This window comes from Methylophilus aquaticus, from assembly GCF_030769565.1.
Taxonomy (GTDB): Bacteria; Pseudomonadota; Gammaproteobacteria; order Burkholderiales; family Methylophilaceae; genus Methylophilus; species Methylophilus aquaticus.
In genome coordinates, this window is sequence record NZ_JAVCAP010000020.1 from 1 (window position 1) to 17,776 (window position 17,776).

General features: G+C 52.2%; 14 protein-coding genes. 8 read left to right on the top strand and 6 right to left on the bottom strand.

What is annotated here, in order from left to right:
• Positions 1–336: 336 nt before the first annotated feature.
• The 5 genes from Q9291_RS09315 to Q9291_RS09335 all read left to right on the top strand — a co-directional run bounded on the left by Q9291_RS09315 (position 337) and on the right by Q9291_RS09335 (position 5,873).
• On the top strand, positions 337–1,377 hold the full coding sequence (locus tag Q9291_RS09315; protein WP_306389771.1) for a CobW family GTP-binding protein: 1,041 nt from the start codon (positions 337–339) through the stop codon (positions 1,375–1,377).
• Between the two features lie 58 nt (positions 1,378–1,435).
• On the top strand, positions 1,436–1,960 hold the full coding sequence (locus tag Q9291_RS09320; RefSeq protein ID WP_306389772.1) for a TIGR00645 family protein: 525 nt from the start codon (positions 1,436–1,438) through the stop codon (positions 1,958–1,960).
• Between the two features lie 274 nt (positions 1,961–2,234).
• Complete coding sequence (locus tag Q9291_RS09325) at positions 2,235–2,606, top strand: DUF4149 domain-containing protein (protein ID WP_306389773.1); 372 nt, start codon at positions 2,235–2,237, stop codon at positions 2,604–2,606.
• 205 nt (positions 2,607–2,811) lie between these two features.
• Positions 2,812–3,138: an EF-hand domain-containing protein gene (locus Q9291_RS09330; protein WP_306389774.1), complete on the top strand. Its 327-nt coding sequence runs from the start codon at positions 2,812–2,814 to the stop codon at positions 3,136–3,138.
• Between the two features lie 230 nt (positions 3,139–3,368).
• Complete coding sequence (locus Q9291_RS09335) at positions 3,369–5,873, top strand: methyl-accepting chemotaxis protein (protein ID WP_306389775.1); 2,505 nt, start codon at positions 3,369–3,371, stop codon at positions 5,871–5,873.
• A 50-nt stretch (positions 5,874–5,923) separates the two neighbouring features.
• On the opposite strand, the gene Q9291_RS09340 is transcribed toward Q9291_RS09335, so the two are convergent.
• Positions 5,924–6,829: a LysR substrate-binding domain-containing protein gene (locus Q9291_RS09340; RefSeq protein WP_306389776.1), complete on the bottom strand. Its 906-nt coding sequence runs from the start codon at positions 6,827–6,829 to the stop codon at positions 5,924–5,926.
• 109 nt (positions 6,830–6,938) lie between these two features.
• Between Q9291_RS09340 and Q9291_RS09345 the strand changes: the two genes are divergently transcribed.
• The 3 genes from Q9291_RS09345 to Q9291_RS09355 are packed head-to-tail and all read left to right on the top strand — an operon-like array spanning position 6,939 to position 8,552.
• Positions 6,939–7,919, top strand: coding sequence for a sodium-dependent bicarbonate transport family permease (locus Q9291_RS09345; RefSeq protein WP_306389777.1), 981 nt, complete (start codon positions 6,939–6,941; stop codon positions 7,917–7,919).
• A 4-nt stretch (positions 7,920–7,923) separates the two neighbouring features.
• Positions 7,924–8,217 carry a P-II family nitrogen regulator gene (locus Q9291_RS09350; protein WP_306389778.1) on the top strand — a complete coding sequence of 98 codons (294 nt, stop codon included), beginning with the start codon at positions 7,924–7,926 and terminating at the stop codon, positions 8,215–8,217.
• Entirely contained in the window at positions 8,202–8,552 is a 351-nt protein-coding gene (locus Q9291_RS09355) for a hypothetical protein (RefSeq protein WP_306389779.1), read from the top strand. Before Q9291_RS09350 ends, Q9291_RS09355 begins: the two co-directional genes overlap by 16 nt.
• Positions 8,553–8,561: 9 nt before the next feature.
• Here the strand turns inward: Q9291_RS09355 and kup are convergent, their stop codons facing one another.
• The 5 genes from kup to hrpA all read right to left on the bottom strand — a co-directional run bounded on the left by kup (position 8,562) and on the right by hrpA (position 17,742).
• Entirely contained in the window at positions 8,562–10,487 is a 1,926-nt protein-coding gene (kup, locus tag Q9291_RS09360; protein WP_306389780.1) for a potassium uptake protein, read from the bottom strand.
• A 103-nt stretch (positions 10,488–10,590) separates the two neighbouring features.
• The gene (locus tag Q9291_RS09365; RefSeq protein ID WP_306389781.1) at positions 10,591–11,268 is read right to left on the bottom strand and encodes a winged helix-turn-helix domain-containing protein; all 678 of its coding nucleotides are present in this window, start codon (positions 11,266–11,268) and stop codon (positions 10,591–10,593) included.
• A gap of 1 nt (position 11,269) precedes the next feature.
• Positions 11,270–12,781, bottom strand: coding sequence for a DUF4118 domain-containing protein (locus tag Q9291_RS09370; RefSeq protein ID WP_306389782.1), 1,512 nt, complete (start codon positions 12,779–12,781; stop codon positions 11,270–11,272).
• A 17-nt stretch (positions 12,782–12,798) separates the two neighbouring features.
• On the bottom strand, positions 12,799–13,710 hold the full coding sequence (locus Q9291_RS09375; protein ID WP_306389783.1) for a hypothetical protein: 912 nt from the start codon (positions 13,708–13,710) through the stop codon (positions 12,799–12,801).
• Between the two features lie 39 nt (positions 13,711–13,749).
• Entirely contained in the window at positions 13,750–17,742 is a 3,993-nt protein-coding gene (gene hrpA / locus Q9291_RS09380; protein ID WP_306389901.1) for an ATP-dependent RNA helicase HrpA, read from the bottom strand.
• Positions 17,743–17,776 lie beyond the last annotated feature (34 nt).

A 17,776-nucleotide genomic window follows, 5' to 3' on the forward strand; every position in this document is an offset into this window, starting at 1 on the left:
ATTTAGGTCTCCTTGGTTGAGCTGTTTTAAGCTTGCGAAACTTAAGAATACAGCTTGGTCTCGGAGACCGCATCATGGGCTTGCTAGATGATTATCAGGTCTTGCATTACGACATTTTTAAAGGGTTGGCAGAGTTGGGGGCAGAGTAAAATTAAGTTTCAAAAGTAAATTTGGTAAGCTCAATCCATCATCCAACAGCCTCAAAAAATTTAGAGGCTTTTTTATTCCTAAATGTCCTTGTGATTTACACCCCAGCCGCCATATAAGTAAAAACAACTAAAGGCAGTTTTCCGCTTTACGGTTAGAATAATCCTCACATTTTAAAACTCAGGCATTATGGACAAACGTATCCCCGTCACGCTGCTCACTGGCTTTTTGGGCAGCGGCAAAACCACTCTGCTAAACAAGCTGCTACATAACCCGGCGATGAAAGACACCGCAGTCATCATTAACGAGCTCGGCGAAGCAGGCTTGGACCAGATTTTTGCCAATAGTCAGATTTCGCAAACGATTGAGAGCGAGCATATTGCCGATAACACGGTGTTGTTGAGTTCTGGCTGTTTGTGTTGCTCGCTCAAAAACGAGCTGGCTGACACCATGCGCGATTTGTTTTTTAAGCGCAGTTTGCAGGCGGTGCCGGAGTTTAACCGCTTGGTGATTGAAACCACGGGCATGGCTGACCCTGGCCCGATTTTGGCTAACCTGATGAATGAGCCGGTGATTGAGTCGGTGTATCGTCTGGACGCCGTGGTGGTGACAATTGATGCGGCGTATGGTTTGCAGCAGATTGCAGAGCAAAAAGAAGCACTCAAACAAGCGGCAGTGGCAGATGTATTGCTGATTACCAAGCGTGACACGGCAACGCATGAGCAGATTGAGGCATTGCAAGCCAAGCTGAACGAGATCAATCCGAATGCAACGCAGCAATTTGTGTTGCATGGCGAGATAGACCCGATGCAGATTATTGATGTAGGCTTGTTTGACTTTGCCAGCAAGCAGGCCAACCCGCAGCGCTGGTTGCGTGCCCCTGCCAATGGTTTTAGGGCGGCCGGTAAAAAAGGCACTTTGCCTGCGGCGCCTGCGCATGATGATATTCACACGTTTACGGTGTACCTGCCCAAGCCAATGGTTTATGCGGATTTTCGCGGGGTGATTCTCAAGCTGTGCCAAACGCACGGGGAGCAGTTGCTGCGGATGAAAGGCATTTTGCATGTGGAAGATGCGCCCGCGCCTTTGGCGATACATGCCGTGCACTTTACGCCCTACCCGCCTACGCTGCTAGAAGGCTGGGATGAAGAGGAGCCGATTAGCCGGATTGTGATTATCGGCAAGGGGATTGATGAGGAAGCTGTGCGTGACATGCTGACCCAGTTCTAGTGGGGTGGATATTAAGCCACTGAGTGTTTTTTAATCGCTATTTACCTTTGGAGTTTTCATGGGGAAGTTGTTGGAAAAGATTTTAGAGAGTTTGATTTTTAAGAGCCGCTGGCTGATGGCGCCGATGTATCTGGGGCTGGTTGGCGGGCTAATGGTATTGCTGGTGAAGTTTGGGCAGGAGTTTGGTCACATCATTATGCATGTGACCAGCTTGTCCGAACAGGAAACGGTGTTGTCACTGCTGGCACTGGTGGATATCACACTGGTGGGTAATTTGCTGATTATGGTGATTTTTAGCGGCTATGAAAACTTTGTCTCACGTATTGATACAGCGAACAGTGAAGACCGCCCTGAGTGGATGGGCAAGGTGGATTATTCCGGCCTGAAAATCAAGCTGATTGGTTCGATTGTGGCGATTTCTGCCATCGACTTGCTTAAAGCGTTTGTGCACCAGAGCTCGGGCACGGCTTCGTTCACCACCGAGCAAATGGGCTGGCTGGTGGGCATCCACCTGACCTTTATCATCACCGGCGTGTTGTTTGCCTGGATGGACAAAATTGCCGGCCATGGTAAAGACCATTAAGCCTGTGAACTGACGATGAAAGCCCGCCAACCGGCGGGCTTTTTTGTTGCACACTCCGCCCGGAAAAACGGGCAAAAAAACGCCCACACAACGGTGGGCCAAACACTACAAACAATACAATGAAAATGAATGGATTCACTCACAAATCCATACGCATAGATACATGCTACTGAATAAAGTTCGCGATAATAATTTCCGCAACTTGAAAAACTTTTGCAGTCAGCCCAAGTCATATCAGGCATTAAAGTCAGACTGTTTAACGGGTGAATAATTGATGACCGAATCACTGATTGCAGCCGCGCTCGGCATCATGCTGTTTTCCAGTGTCATTGTGGCACCAGTGGTGTTTAGCGTATTGCCTGCGCAGTGGGCGGGGGTGTATGTTCGGGCGTTTTTTCCGGCCTATTATGCCACTCTGGGCGTGGTTACCGGCGCGGCCGCCCTGTTAAGCCACCACGAGCAAACACGCTTGCTATGTGCCACCTGTGCCCTGTGCTTTGTGTTTTTGCTGTGTGTACTCACGCCCATGATCAATAAAGCGCGTGACAGTGTAGAGCCGCGTAACTTTAATTTGTATCACCGCATGAGTGTAGTGATTAACCTGTTGCAAATCCTCATTTTGACGGTTTGTCTGTTCAAATACTAAGAGATCAAACACCAGGTGCTTAAACAGATGCTGATCGTGCTGAATTATGTTGAGGGAACTTGCCGCAAAAGTGTTGCTCAAACAGCTTGTGTCACCGATGTTTCCCTGTTTTACCCTATGCCCACTTTTACAGGTGGGTATTTTTTTTAATCCAGCTGTTTTCAATCATCATTATTTTTATAATCCAATGTTGCGAGGTGGTGTCATGAGAAATTCAATCGTTGCTTTGTGCGTACTGCTCATTCCTTCGGTCTATCAAATTGCGCAGGCAGATAACGCCATGCCCGATTGTCACAATATCCCGGCTAACTACAGTATTAGTTATCTGGACGAGAATGCTGACGGCAAGATTACGCTCGATGAGTATTTGCATGGGGATCCCGGCAATCAAAAGAAAGTGTTTGAGCATCTGGATGGCAATCACGATGGCCTGCTGGACCAGGCCGAGCAGGATGCAATTGAGCAGGTTTATACCTTGATACATCAGGGCAAAAAACCCGAAGCCAGTAAGACCAGTGGCGAAAAAATTTAAACGCATGTTCCAAACCCGCCAGAGGCGGGTTTTTTATTGCCTGCATCCCGTCATCAAACGCAAGCGCATACCGCAATAAAACGATAAAGATGTATTTATCTGCCCTATTCTTTAAATAGGCTGTAAAAAGCATTTTTGTTCCATCAGTACCCACACAACAAATAAGTGTTTAATGGATAATAATTATCATAATAACAATTGTTGTATCGGATCATTATTGGAGAATATTCATGGCATTAAACATTTTTGGTGGACTCACAAACAAGGTATCAAAAGAACAACTGCTCAAGCAGATGAATCAGGATGGCCAAATTGTTGCTATCAACAAAGTGATGGGCGTGATCACCTTTGACCTCAAAGGCAACATCACCGAGGTGAATGACAATTTTGCCGCCGTCACTGGCTATAGCCCGAAAGAGATTGTGGGCAACCATCACAGCATGTTCGTGGATGCCGCCTATCAAAACAGTCCTGAATATAAGCAGTTTTGGGAGAGACTGGCCCGCGGTGAAGCGGACGAAGGCCAGTACAAACGGATTGGCAAAGGGGGTAAGGAAGTCTGGTTGCAAGCCAGCTACAACCCAATCTTTGATATGAACGGCAAGCCGTTTAAAGTGGTGAAGTATGCCACGGACATCACCAGTGAAAAGCTGAGTAATGCTGACTTTTCAGGACAGATTTCCGCCATCAGCAAAGTGATGGGCGTGATTGAATTTGATCTCAAAGGTAACATCACTGCAGTCAATGATAACTTCGCAACCGTCACTGGCTACAGCGTCAATGAAATTGTAGGAAAGCATCACAGCATGTTTGTGGATGAGACGATCAAGAATAGTCATGCGTACAAGCAATTCTGGGAAAAACTTGCGCGCGGTGAGGCTGACGAAGGTCAGAGCAAACGGATTGGCAAAGGGGGCAAAGAGATTTGGCTACAGGCCAGCTACAACCCTATTTTAGATATGAACGGCAAGCCATTTAAAGTGGTGAAATACGCGACAGAAATCACCGCTGATAAACAACGGAATGCTGACTTTTCAGGACAGATTTCCGCCATCAGTAAAGTGATGGGCGTGATCACGTTTGACCTCAAAGGCAATATCACCGATGTGAATGACAATTTTGCCGCCGTCACCGGCTATAGCCCGAAAGAGATTGTGGGCAACCATCACAGTATGTTTGTGGAAACCGCCTATAAAAATAGTCCTGAATATAAGCAGTTCTGGGAAAAGCTGGCCCGCGGTGAAGCGGACGAAGGCCAGTACAAACGGATTGGCAAAGGGGGCAAAGAAGTCTGGCTACAGGCGAGCTACAACCCGATCTTTGATATGAACGGCAAGCCGTTTAAGGTCGTAAAATACGCCACGGACATCACCAGTGAAAAGCTGAGTAACGCTGATTTTGCAGGCCAGATTGCTGCGATTAGCAAAGTGATGGGCGTGATCACCTTTGATCTCAAAGGCAACATCACGGATGTGAATGACAATTTTGCCGCAGTCACCGGCTATAGTTCCAAAGAGATTGTGGGCAACCATCACAGCATGTTCGTGGATGCCGCCTATAAAAATAGTCCTGAATATAAGCAGTTCTGGGAAAAGCTGGCCCGCGGTGAAGCGGATGAAGGCCAGTACAAACGCATTGGCAAAGGGGGCAAGGAAGTTTGGCTACAGGCCAGCTACAACCCAATCCTGGACATCGATGGCAAGCCATTTAAAGTGGTGAAATATGCAACAGATATTACGGCTAAAGTGAATGAAGCCAATGCCATGAAAGCAGCGGTGAGTGAAACCAGCCAAGTGGTCGCCTTGATCAAAGAGGGTGACCTGACGCAGCGGATTACTACGCATGACAAAGCGGGAGAAATCCAGCAATTATGCGAGGGTGTGAACAGTATTGTGAATGCCATGACAGATATTCTGGCGCGCGTGAAGGTTGCCGGTGAAACCATTCTGACCGCAAGTAATGAGATATCCACTGGCAATAATGATTTGTCACAGCGCACTGAAGAGCAAGCCAGCTCACTGGAAGAAACCAGTGCCAGCATGGAGGAAATTGCCTCTACCGTGAAGAAAAATGCCGAGAACGCCAAACAGGCCAGCGTCATGACCGTGAAAGCCGGAGAAATCGCTACCCGTGGGGGCGACGTATTTGGCAAAGTGGTGACCACCATGTCAGAGATTACTGAAAGTTCTTCTCGGATTGAAGAAATCATTACCGTGATTGACAGCATTGCTTTCCAAACCAATATCCTGGCCCTGAATGCTGCCGTAGAAGCTGCACGTGCCGGTGAACAAGGCCGCGGTTTTGCGGTGGTGGCTGGCGAAGTGCGTAATCTGGCGCAACGCTCGGCCACGGCTGCCAAAGAGATCAAGCAGCTGATCGCCGATTCGGCCGAAAAAGTGACCAATGGCTCGCAATATGTGGATCAGGCCAATGGCACCATCGATGAAATTGTAACGGCCATCCAGCAAGTTTCCGACTTGATCAGCGAAATCACCTCTGCCTCGCAAGAGCAAAGCGCGGGGATTGACCAGATCAACACTGCAGTGACGCAAATGGACGAGGTGACACAGCAAAATGCCGCTCTGGTTGAAGAAGCCGCGGCAGCCGCCATGTCACTGGTAGACCAAGCCAATCAGCTGAATGATACGGTGAGCCATTACAGGCTACAAAACGGAGAGTTCAGCCAGGCCAACGCGCGGAAGTCACAGCCGGCCGCTTATCGTTCGGCGGCATGACTGGCACGCACGGACCGGGATGAATGAGCGTCTTATTGGGAACGCCATGGTCAAGCAACCGGGCCGCCGGTCAACTCCTGATTGCGCTGCAGCAGATAACGCATAATTTCAGGTTCGTATTGTTTTTTTAACGAAATAGCATAAAAGTGTTCATACAAATCGGGCACCTTGCAGTACTCCTGCAAGGTGCCGTTGCGCAATTCATCTTGCACCACCACTGAGGGTAATAAGGCAATGCCGTCCGAATCCCTGGCCAACAGACGCAATGCGGGCATATCATTAATTTCCGCCAGGACCTGATAGCGGATGTGCAGTTGCTCGCAAATCTGGTCAAAGCGGGCGCGAATCTCGGTGCCCGTGCCAGGTAGCAGCAGTTGCTGCCGTGGCAAATCCTGTTTCAAATCAAACACCTCACCTGTTGGCAATGGCTTGCCAACAATGCTGAGTTGCTGTTCGGCAATCGGTTTCATTCTGAACAGGAATTGCTGCTGGCGATCCGGTAAAAAATTACTCAATATCAAATCCAGTTTGTGATTGATCAGTTTTTCTTGCAACTCTTGTGCACTGCCTGAATCGAGCACAATTTCGACATCGTGCCGTGTCAGCAAGGGACGAATAAAGTTTTCAACAAAATTACGCGACAACGAGGCAATCACACCAATTTTAAGCACCGTCTTGTCTGCCAGTGTTTTGTGGCGTAATACGCTGTGCATTTCCTGACTCAATACAAACATTTTCTCGGCATAAGCAAACGCGATATTGCCCGCCTCGGTCAGTACCAGCTGTCTGCCCTCTTTTCTGAACAAGGGCGTGCCGATTTGATGCTCCAGCTGCTTGATCTGGCTGGACAAGGCGGATTGTGCGATCAGCAGTCGTGCAGCGGCACGCGTCAGATTGCCCTCTTTGGCCACCTGCCAAAAATAATAAAAGTGATTGAAGTTGAAATGGCGTGCCATGGCCGTACCCTTTTGTTCTGTTTTTTAGATTAATTAAAAATTTAATTTATATTATACAGAACGTTTAAGACCCAAGATAATGTCGGCTCTCACATCATTGAAAGTACGCATGCATTTTGAAAGTCTGCTGACGCCCTCTGTCCTGTTTTTTGCATTGGGCATGTTTGCACAATTGATCCGCTCGGATCTGAAGTTGCCACCCGATCTGATCAAATCGATGACAGTGTATTTGCTGCTCGGCATTGGCATCCACGGCGGCGCAGAGCTGGCGCATGCGTCCATGCTTGAGGCGGTTCCCGCCCTGCTGGCAGCCTTTGGCTTTGGCTTGCTGATTCCTCTGCTGGCCTACTGGATAATTCATCACCTGGGTAAACTGGACCGGCTGAATGCGGTAGCGATTGCCAGTCACTATGGCTCAGTCAGTGCAGGCACTTTTTTAACGGCGATTGCCTTTCTGGAGGCGATGGCCGTCCCCTATGAAAAATATCCGGTGGTGATGCTGGCCGTAATGGAGTCTCCGGCGATTCTGGTGGGCCTGCTTCTGGCTAACTGGGTTCGCCGGCAAGACAATCCACCCGAGCAAGAAGCCAACCAGCACTTGCCAGTCATTCTCAAGGAATCATTCACCAATGGCAGCATTATTTTGCTGGCAGGGGGCTTGCTGATTGGGGACATGGTCCCGGACAACAACCTGCAGGCAATTCTGCCCTTTTTTAATCAGATGTTTATGGGGATATTGTGCGTATTTTTGCTGGCCATGGGCATGGAGGCAGGCAAGAAATTAAACGACTTTAAGAAAGCGGGCGCTTTCCTGGTCAGCTTTGGCGTACTGATGCCCGTGCTGCTCGGGGGGCTTGGGGTGTTGGTGGCCCACAGTTTGCTCGGGTTTTCTGCCGGTGGCGCCACGCTGGTGGCCGTCCTGGTAGCCAGTGCCTCATATATCGCGGTTCCTCCTGCGATGCGGATTGCCATTCCAGAAGCCAATCCATCACTTTATCTGACGCTTTCATTGGGAGTCACGTTTCCGTTTAACGTGTTGCTGGGCATTCCTTTGTATTACCAGATGGCGCAGTTGTTAACGAAAGGATAAGCAGATGATTGGGGTAAAAAGGATAGAACTGGTGGTGGAAGCCATTGAAAAACAGGAAGTGATCAGCCGCTTGGAAAGTATCAATATCCGCAGCTTCACGCTTTACCAACATGTGGGTGGCTATGGTGAACGCGGCATTCCGGATGCCGGCGCTTTTGGTGAAAAGTTTGAGAATGTGACGTTTGTGATTGCCTGTTCCGAAAATCATTTGCAGACCGTGATTGAAGCCCTCAGACCGATATTAAAACGCTATGGCGGGATGTGCCTGGTGTCGGATGCCAAATGGATTTTGCATTAGCGCGCACGGCGATGAGAAATAAAATCTATCTGCTTCTGCTGATGTGCCAGATTTTACTGGTGATTGAAATGTGTGGGAGCATCGACGTATGGGCATTGTTGTCTTCCAAGCCCACGGATGCTGTGAAAAAAAGTGATGCACAAGGTGCGGTTAAGCTGCATATGCAGTTTGTGCCACCACCGCACAGACATACCCGCAGCACAAGCCAGCCCATGCCACAATGGCAACCCATGCATCAAGCATGTCAGCCGCAGTTATGGCCGGCTGACATGCAACCGCCCGCTACGCAGATGCACAGAGGGCGGCCATGCGAGAAAAAGACAGTCAGGGCATAAAGCGCTTTGTTAGAGCTGCACGCGGCTGCCAAGCTCGATGACGCTATTGGCCGGAATATTAAAGTACTCGACCGCACTGCTGGCATTGCGCGACATGACCGAAAATAGCTGATCACGCCAATGACACATGGCCCCACCCACATCCGGCACGATAATGTCGCGGCTCAAAAAGTAGGAGTTGGTAAACGGATCCAGCGCTTCGCCATCCAGCGTGAGCGCCAGCAGGGCTTGCGGCACATCTGCATGCTGCATAAATCCGTAATACAGTTGTACTTGCCAGAAACCATCCGCAAGCTGCTTTACGGTGGCACGCTCCAGAGCATTCATATACGGCACATCGCTAAAGCTGACATTGACCAGTAAATTACGCTGATGCAGGACCTGATTATGTTTGAGGTTGTGTAACAGTGCCTGCGGTACGGTTTCAAAATGCGACACCATATACACGGCGGTACGTGACACCCTGGGCACCGAAGACTGTGCCACACTTTGAATAAAGTGATTCAAGTTGGGATCATGGCGTGTCATGGTGTTCAGCAACACGCCACGGCCTTTTTTCCAGGTGGTCATTAACAAGATCAACAACACACTTAACGCAACCGGAAACCAGCCGCCCTGCATGAACTTCATCGAGGCCGAACCCAGTAATACGCTATCCACAACCGCCAGCACGCCGGTCAGTAACAGCGCCAGCCATCGCGCAAACTGCCAGCGGTAACGCATGATGAAAAAACTCAACACGGTGGTAATCAGCATGGTGCCGGTCACCGCAATACCGTAGGCAGAGGCCAGTGCAGAAGAGCTCTGGAAAGCCAGGCAGACGATCATCACCGCCAGTAACAATACCCAATTGACAGCAGGGATGTAAATTTGGCCGGACTCACTGGCCGAGGTATGGATAATGCGCATGCGCGGCAAAAAGCCGAGTTGAATGGCTTGTCTGGTCATGGAAAATGCACCGGATATGACGGCTTGTGAGGCAATAATGGTGGCCAGCGTTGCCAGAATCACCGCTGCTATCTGCAAGGGCTGCGGAAAAGACAGGTAAAACGGGTTGCTGACTGCCTCAGGATGCAGCAAGAGCAGCGCGCCCTGCCCCAGATAATTCAGCGTCAAACAGGGAAACACCAGTCCCAGCCAGGCCAGCTGAATGGCTGGACGGCCAAAGTGGCCCATATCTGCATACAAGGCCTCGGCGCCGGTCACCGCCAGTAAAATCGCACCGATGGCAATAAACACGCCTGCGCCACGTGCTTGCAGAAACTGCCATGCATAGTGTGGCTGTATCGCCTGTAACACCTCCGGGGCTTGTGCTATTTGCCAGACACCAATACTGGCCAGCGCTGTAAACCAGACAATCACAATCGGGCCAAAAAAACGGCCGACGGTATGCGTGCCCAAACGCTGCACTGAAAACAAGCCGATCAGAATCGCAATTGAAATTGGCAGCACTTGTGCCGCCAATGCGGGCGCTGCCACCTGCAACCCTTCGACGGCCGACAGCACGGAAATGGCAGGCGTGAGTACGCTGTCACCATAAAACAGGGCTGCGCCCATGACACCCAGCATCAAGAGCACGCCTGCGCGACGATCCGGACTGGTCTGGCTGGATAAGTGATGATCTGCGGACGCAGTTTCAGGCCTGCGCAATGTGGAAAGCGCCAGCGACAACAGTGCCATGACGCCGCCTTCGCCTTTGTTGTGTGCCCGTAAAATCAGTAATACATATTTAAATGTGACGACAAAAGTAAGCAGCCAGAAAATGGAAGAAATGGCGCCCATGATATTGACCGTGTTGAGTGGTACACCGGTGCTTTCGCTAAAAATCACCTGCATGGTATAGAGCGGGCTGGTGCCGATATCGCCGTAGACCACGCCGATAGCCCCCAGCGCCAATGCCGCCAGGCTACTTTTTTTAATGGAAGAACTGTCCATTGCATCCCCTTGTGTGTGGTTGAATGGGCCTAGCTTGCGCGCAAGCGTATATCAACCGCATAAACAAAGCGGAAAAGTGTCATCACAAAGGGGATTTTAAAGATCAGGCCAGGCGATACCCCAGCCCAAGCTCGGTCAGGAGGTAACGGGGCTGTGCCGGATTATCTTCGAGCTTGGTCCGCAAGCGGCCCACATGAATGCGCAGATAATGGGTGTCGTTGATATATTCCGCGCCCCATATCTGCGTCAAGAGCTGGGCGTGGGTGAAGATTGTGCCTGGCTTGCTCGCCAGTTGCATGAGCAAAGCATGCTCGATCGGGCTTAAATGCAGCGTCTCGCCATGCTTGCTGACGATGCCGGAGGCCCGGTTAATACTCAGCGCCCCTTGCTGATACACATGGTCACGCATCTGCATCATGGCCGTTCGCCTGAGCGCAGCCTGAATTCTCGCCAGCAGTTCCGGCAAGCCAAATGGTTTCATCATGTAATCGTCCGCCCCCAGATTCAGGCAATGCACCTTGTCGGCCTCATCCTGCCGAGCGGATAACACCAATATCGGCACATCCGAGCAGGCGCGCAGATGCGGAATAAACTGCTCGCCCTCGCCGTCGGGCAGGCCGAGGTCGAGGATCACCATGGCATAATCAGCCGCTTGCCGGGCTTGTGCCAGCGTGCGCGCATGGATCACGCGGTAGCCATGGGCCGAAAGTGCGGGCATCAGAAACTGGTAAACACCGGCATCATCTTCCACCAGCAACAATGTGTGCACCGGCTGTGACATGTCAGCGCGCCGCAATCTCAGGCACAGGACTTAACGGAAAGAGCATGCTGACCTGCGTGGTTTGTCCGGGTACGGACTGAATCTGCAATTGACCGTGATGCAGTTCCATCACGGTTTTCACAATCAGCAGGCCCAGGCCATAGCCGCGCGCCCCTGCTGGTCTTTCCTTGCGCTGTACAAAGGCTGCAATTTCAAAATCAGCAGGAAAGCCCGGCCCTTCATTGCTGACACTGAGCACTAGCCAGGGCGCCTGCCTGCGGAGGGTGATGGTGACCGGCTGTGTGCCCTGATGCCAGACAACGGCATTATCAATCAGGTTGGCCAGCGCATGGGCGACCAGCATGGCATCCAGCTTCACCAACACTCCGACATCGAACACATGCACCGCCAGCGGCAATGCCTGCGGCCGTTGCCGATAGCGCTGCACCACATGCTCCACCACTTCTTCGGCCAGTTGCCAATCGGGATGCACCGTGGCAGGACCAGCCTCCAGCTTGACCAGCGTCAGAATGTTTTCAGTGGCCTGTACCAGATAATCGGACTCTGCGCGGATGCTTTCCAGTAATTGCCGGGATTGTGTCGCATCCAGAGCAATATTCTGATCCGCCAGCACGTTGACGGCTCCGACGATGGCCGTTAATGGCGTCCGCATATCATGCGACAAGGCAGTCAATAAGGTTTTTTTGAAGGTGGCTTCGCTGATGCGCAGTTCTGATTGCAACAAGGCCTGATGCTGACCGAGTTTGACATAGGCCTGCGAGCATTGATGGGCCAGCAAGCGTAAAAAATCAATATCCAGCGGCTTGTGTGGTTGCGCCACCACCAGCACCTCAGTCTGCTGAAAACCAAAAGGAATCAAACAACAGCTCAGTGCAGGCCAGTCCGCAGTGCCGGCTCCCATCGCACGATTAAAATCGATGGCCCATTGCACACTGGAGGGCGGCAGGCTTGCGGCCAGCGCTGCATCTCCAGCGATGACTTCCAGGGGGCCATCTGCTAAGGAACGCCGCACCACCGCCACACGCAGATCAAACACCGCATGCACATGCTGGCAACCGGCTTCAAGCAAGGCATGCGGGTGACTCTGAGTAGCAAACAACTCTGCCAGAGATTGAAAGAAGCGTGATTGCCGCGCGGCCAGTTGCGCCTGCCGGGTTTGCAGCTTGAGCTGCTGCATGGCACTGCTTACGGTTAATGCAACAACAACAAACACCAGTAGCATCAGCCACGATTGCATGCTGGCAATGCGGAAGGTATAACGCGGCTCGATAAAACAAAAATTGATCAGCAGAAAAGCAAGAATGGCGGTGCCGAGTGCGAGCGGGAACCGGGCGATATAAGCCACCCACAGCACGCACAACAGATAGAGCAAGGCCATTGCGGTGAGGCCCAGCGTGGCAAACAGTGACAAGCCCAGCCAGGTGATGATAGAGAGCAAGCCGACCAGGCTGGTCATCACAAGAACGATCCGGTGCCGGGAGTCTTCTTGCGCAAACTCGCTGGCGATTTTCATCCGTAGCTTAAGGCTGCTTAATAGCGCAAGGGATCTTGCGTTTTATAGTTAGGGCCGAAAAACTCTTTCATTAAAAAGTCTTCCAGGCCTGCCGAATCTTCTGGTCTGGCTGACAGGGTAATGGTGCGGTTCAGGCGGTTGGATACCCAGTCAAAATTGCCCGTGTAATGTTCGCGTATCAACGCAATCATGCGGCGTACCATCACCAGACGGATATCCTCGCCGCTCTTGGCTTCCACCTCGTAGAACTGGGTATTGGCCGCGCTGTAATCATTGGTCCAGCCTTTAAAGCTGAAGCTGGCATTGTAGGGGTCCATGCGCCGAATCTGAAACAGGCCATTGGTGCCAAACTTCAGATTGTTCATGATATTTTTCATGCGCCGCTCGTCCTCTGAAGGCCCACGTTCAGCCGCAACCGCAGCCTCGTTGATGCTTTTAGCCATCATTTCGTCGGCATTGCGGTCAGCCTGACGGCGTTTGATCATGCTGGCGAAATCATCCGCCGGGGCAGGCGGCGCAGGCCGTGGATCTGCCGGTGGCTGTGGTTTGGGTTCAGGCAGTTTGAATGCGCTGTCATTATTGGGCGCGGTCATCACTTTTTTAGGGATGACTGGCTCGACAGGGCGCGGCTTGGCTTTGGGTTGTGGCTTGGGCGGTGGTTGCGGTGTGACTGGTGGCTGTTCAATTTCCTGCGGCCATTCCGGCATGGGCAGGCCCAGATCGAGTACGATATTCAGCGGTTGCTGCGCGGGCTCCTCAGTCGGCTTGAGTAAATCCAGTAAAAAGCCCCAGAACAAAATGGCGTGAAACACCAGCGACACCAGAAACGCCCACATCAGGCGTGCAGAGATACGCAACACACGGTCTTTCTGCTTGGGCTTTAACCAGGCAGGCGTACTAAAAGGATCAAAGGGTGAAGGTGGTTGCATGAAGGCGATTATTGCATCAATGACTTAGTACATGACTTTCTATTGAAGTTCTTGCCAGAGTTTTTCCAGCCGTTTTACCGAAACAGGATATGGCGTCCTTAATTCTTGCGCAAATAATGATACACGTAACTCTTGCAACTGCCATCCATAGGCGTGTAACGAAGTGGTTACAGGCAGGTGCGCAGTGCGGCACTGTTGTATTTTCTGCTGCCAGCGCTGCTGTAACTGCACCACCGCCATGGCATGGCGGCTGTCACGTTCAATACTGGTGGGATATTTATCCATGCGCATGCGGATGCCTTTGAGGTAACGCGGCACATGCGGCAACTGCTCCCACGGCGTCTGGCTGAAAAACCCATGATAAAGCAATTCAGACAATTGCTGCTCACATTCACGTTTGATTTTTTGCGTGACCGGATTTAACTTTTGCAGCTGTGCATTCAACAGCTGGTATTCATTGGCAATCAGTTGTGCCTGCTTGGTCAAGGCATCAGTGACGGCTGGTAACCGCGTGCGTGCGCGCTGTTTGAGCGTCATCAAGGCGGCATTGGTGCGCGGCAAGTCATCCTCACCAATAAACGCGCGGTCGGCAATGCATTGCAGCATGTCTTCACGCAACTGGTCCGGGTTCATCAGATTGCGTAGCAGCAGGGCATACTGGTTAAACCCTGGCAGCCCTTTCTCCAGTTGCTTCATCTGCTCTTTAAGTTCAAAGCGCAGCAGGCGGCAAATGCCTTTGCGATGTGCATTGTGTGCGGCTTCAGCGGTATCAAACAGCTTGACAGCCACACTGTCGATATTGTCTTCGAGTGCCGGATAACCAGTCAGCTGACGGCCGTCTTTGCTGAAGGTCAGCGTTTCCGGCAGATCACCAAAATCCCATTGCTTGAGGCCAGTTTTTTCAATGCCGGGCGAACCATTCCTAAACGTGAGCTGTGCAGCAGAGCCCAATTGTTTTTTCAATGCATGCCAGTCACGGCCCATGCCCAGCTCACGGCTCTTTTCGTCCACCACCCTGAAATTCATCAGGTGGTGCGGATCCAGCCCGGCCAGGTCAAACTCTTCAGGACGCAACTTGAGCATGGTTTTCTGCTGGATATAGGCCGCCAGCGCCGGTAACAAGGACTCATGGCCCTGATGCGCTGCCAGAAAGCCGGTCACAAACTCCGGCACCGGCACGCAGACGCGGCGCAAGGTCTTGGGCAAGGCTTTGATTAATGCGGTGAGCTTGTCGCGCACCATGCCGGGCACCAGCCATTCAGTCACCGTCGCATCCAGCTGATTAAGCAAGGCCAGTGGAATCGTCGCCGTCACGCCATCCAGCACATGACCCGGCTCAAAGCGATATTTCAATGGCACTTGCTCGCCATCAATGGTCAGACTCTCCGGAAACTGCACTTCGGTAATCGCGCTGGCACCATGCCGCATCAGCGAATCACGCGTCAGATACAGCACTTTGGGATTGGCCTGCTCCGCATCCTGTCGCCATTGTTCAAAGGCAACGCCATTGACCACACGATACTGCTCACCAATTTCGGGCAATACCTTGTCGTAAAACGCAACCAGTTGATGCTCATCGACCAGCACGTCCTGGCGGCGCGCCTTGTGCTCCAGCGCCTCGATCTCGGCAATCAGGCGACGGTTGGCCTCAAAAAAAGGCGCACGCGTGTCAAACTCCATATTGGCCAGCGCCTCGCGGATAAAAATCTCGCGCGATTCGACCGGATTGACCGGTCCATAGTGCACACGCCGTTTGGGCACGATGGTCAGGCCATACAAACTCACGCGTTCCCAGGCCACGACCTGCGCGGTCTTTCTGTCCCAGCGCGGGTCGCTGTAATGGCTTTGCGTTAAATCACGCATGCCGCCCTCGTTGGCAATCGGCTCTATCCAGTCCGGGTCTATCTTGGCCACCCCGCGGGCATACAGCTTGGTGGTATCCACCAGTTCGGAGGCCATCACCCATTTCGGACGATTTTTCTTCAGGGCCGACCCTGGCGCCACCGTAAAACGGATACCGCGCGCCCCGGCATAGGTATCACTGTCACCATCCTTGAAACCGATGTTCCCCAGCAGGCCAGACAGCAAGGCCTTATGAACCTGCTCGTAGCTGGCTTCCTTGTCGCTGCGCTTGAAGTCCATTTCCTCGACCATTTCCAGCAGTTGCTGGTGCAACTCGCGCCACTCTTTCAGGCGCAGAAAGGACAGGAAATTCTGGTGACACTGATTCAGCAACTCGCGGTTGGACTTCTTGGTCTTGAGCGCCTGTTCATACCAGTCCCACAGCTTGAGATACCCCATAAAATCGGAGTCATCGGCCTTGAATTTGGCATGGGCGTTATCGGCCGCTTCGCGCTTGTCCATCGGCCGTTCGCGCGGATCCTGAATGCTCAGCACGCTGGCAATAATCAAAACTTCACGTAAACAAGCCTCTTTTTTGGCGGCCAGAAGCATGCGTGCAACACGTGGATCCAGCGGCAAACGGGCCATCTGGCGGCCCAGTTCAGTAATCTCGCGCCGCTCGGTGACGGCACCGAGCTCCTGCAACAACTGGTAGCCATCGCTGATCAGGCGAGAAGAAGGCGCTTCGATAAATGGAAATTCTGCGACATCACCCAACCGCAAATCAGCCATGCGCAAAATCACGCTGGCGAGTGAACTGCGCAGAATCTCCGGGTCAGTAAAGGCCGGACGCTGGTTGAAATCCTCTTCTGAATACAGGCGTACGCAGATACCGTTGGACACGCGACCACAACGCCCTGCCCGCTGCTTGGCCGCCGCCTGCGAGATTTTTTCAATCTGCAACTGTTCAACCTTGGCCCGCGGGCTGTAGCGGTTAACCCGTGCCAGACCAGCGTCAATCACATACTTGATGCCCGGCACGGTCAGTGAGGTCTCGGCCACATTGGTCGCCAGCACAATCCGGCGCTGACCACCAGGGCGGAAAATCTTTTGCTGGTCTTCAATACTCAACCGTGCAAACAGCGGCAGAATCTCCAGCGATTTCAGCTTGGGCGAACGGCCCTGGTACTTGCGCAAATGGTCAGCGGTATCGCGGATTTCACGCTCGCCTGGCAGAAACACCAGAATATCGCCATCGCCCAACCGTAATAAATCGTCCGCCGTATCGAGGATGGCGTCTTCCATCACCTCCTCTTCCTCGTCTTCCTCCAGCCAGCGTGTTTCGGTGCGCGGCGGCTTGCGCTTGATGCCCATGAGGTCCTGCGCAAAACGGTCAATATCATCCAGACCATCGTCGATTGGCACCTCGACGGCGACCATGGTGGTTTTATTGCCCAATGGCCGGTACCGGATTTCCACTGGATAAGTACGCCCGGACACTTCAATCACCGGCGCGCCATTAAAATGACTGGAAAAGCGCTCGGCATCAATCGTTGCCGAAGTCACAATGACTTTCAAATCCGGCCGCTTGGGTAATAACTGCTTGAGATAGCCCAGCAGAAAATCAATATTCAGGCTGCGCTCGTGCGCCTCATCGATAATAATCGTGTCATAGCCATTGAGAAACTTGTCGCTCTGCGTCTCGGCCAGCAAAATGCCGTCTGTCATCAGCTTGACATAGCTGCGCTCGGACAATTTATCGTTAAAGCGCACCTTGTAGCCGACCACCTCGCCGAGTGGGCTGTTCAGTTCCTGTGCAATACGCGAGGCCACCGAACGTGCCGCAATGCGGCGCGGCTGCGTATGCCCGATCAGCCCGCTCACGCCACGTCCCAGCTCCAGGCAAATCTTGGGCAACTGCGTGGTTTTACCTGAGCCGGTTTCACCACACACAATCACCACCTGATGCTTGGCAATCGCCGCGGCAATATCGTCTTTTTTGCCACTGACCGGCAGCTCTGGCGGGTAATCCGGCTTGGGCAAGGCTGCCAGACGCGCCTGCAAACGCTGCTGCGAAGCATGTATTTTCTGTGCAATTTCTACCAATGCTTTATCCACCGGCTTGTGTTGCTTGACTGCGTCACGCAGCTGCTGCAAACGGCGCTTGAGCGGAAAACGGTCGGCCAGCATGCAGGTGGCCAGTTGTTGTTCGAGTTGGGAGATC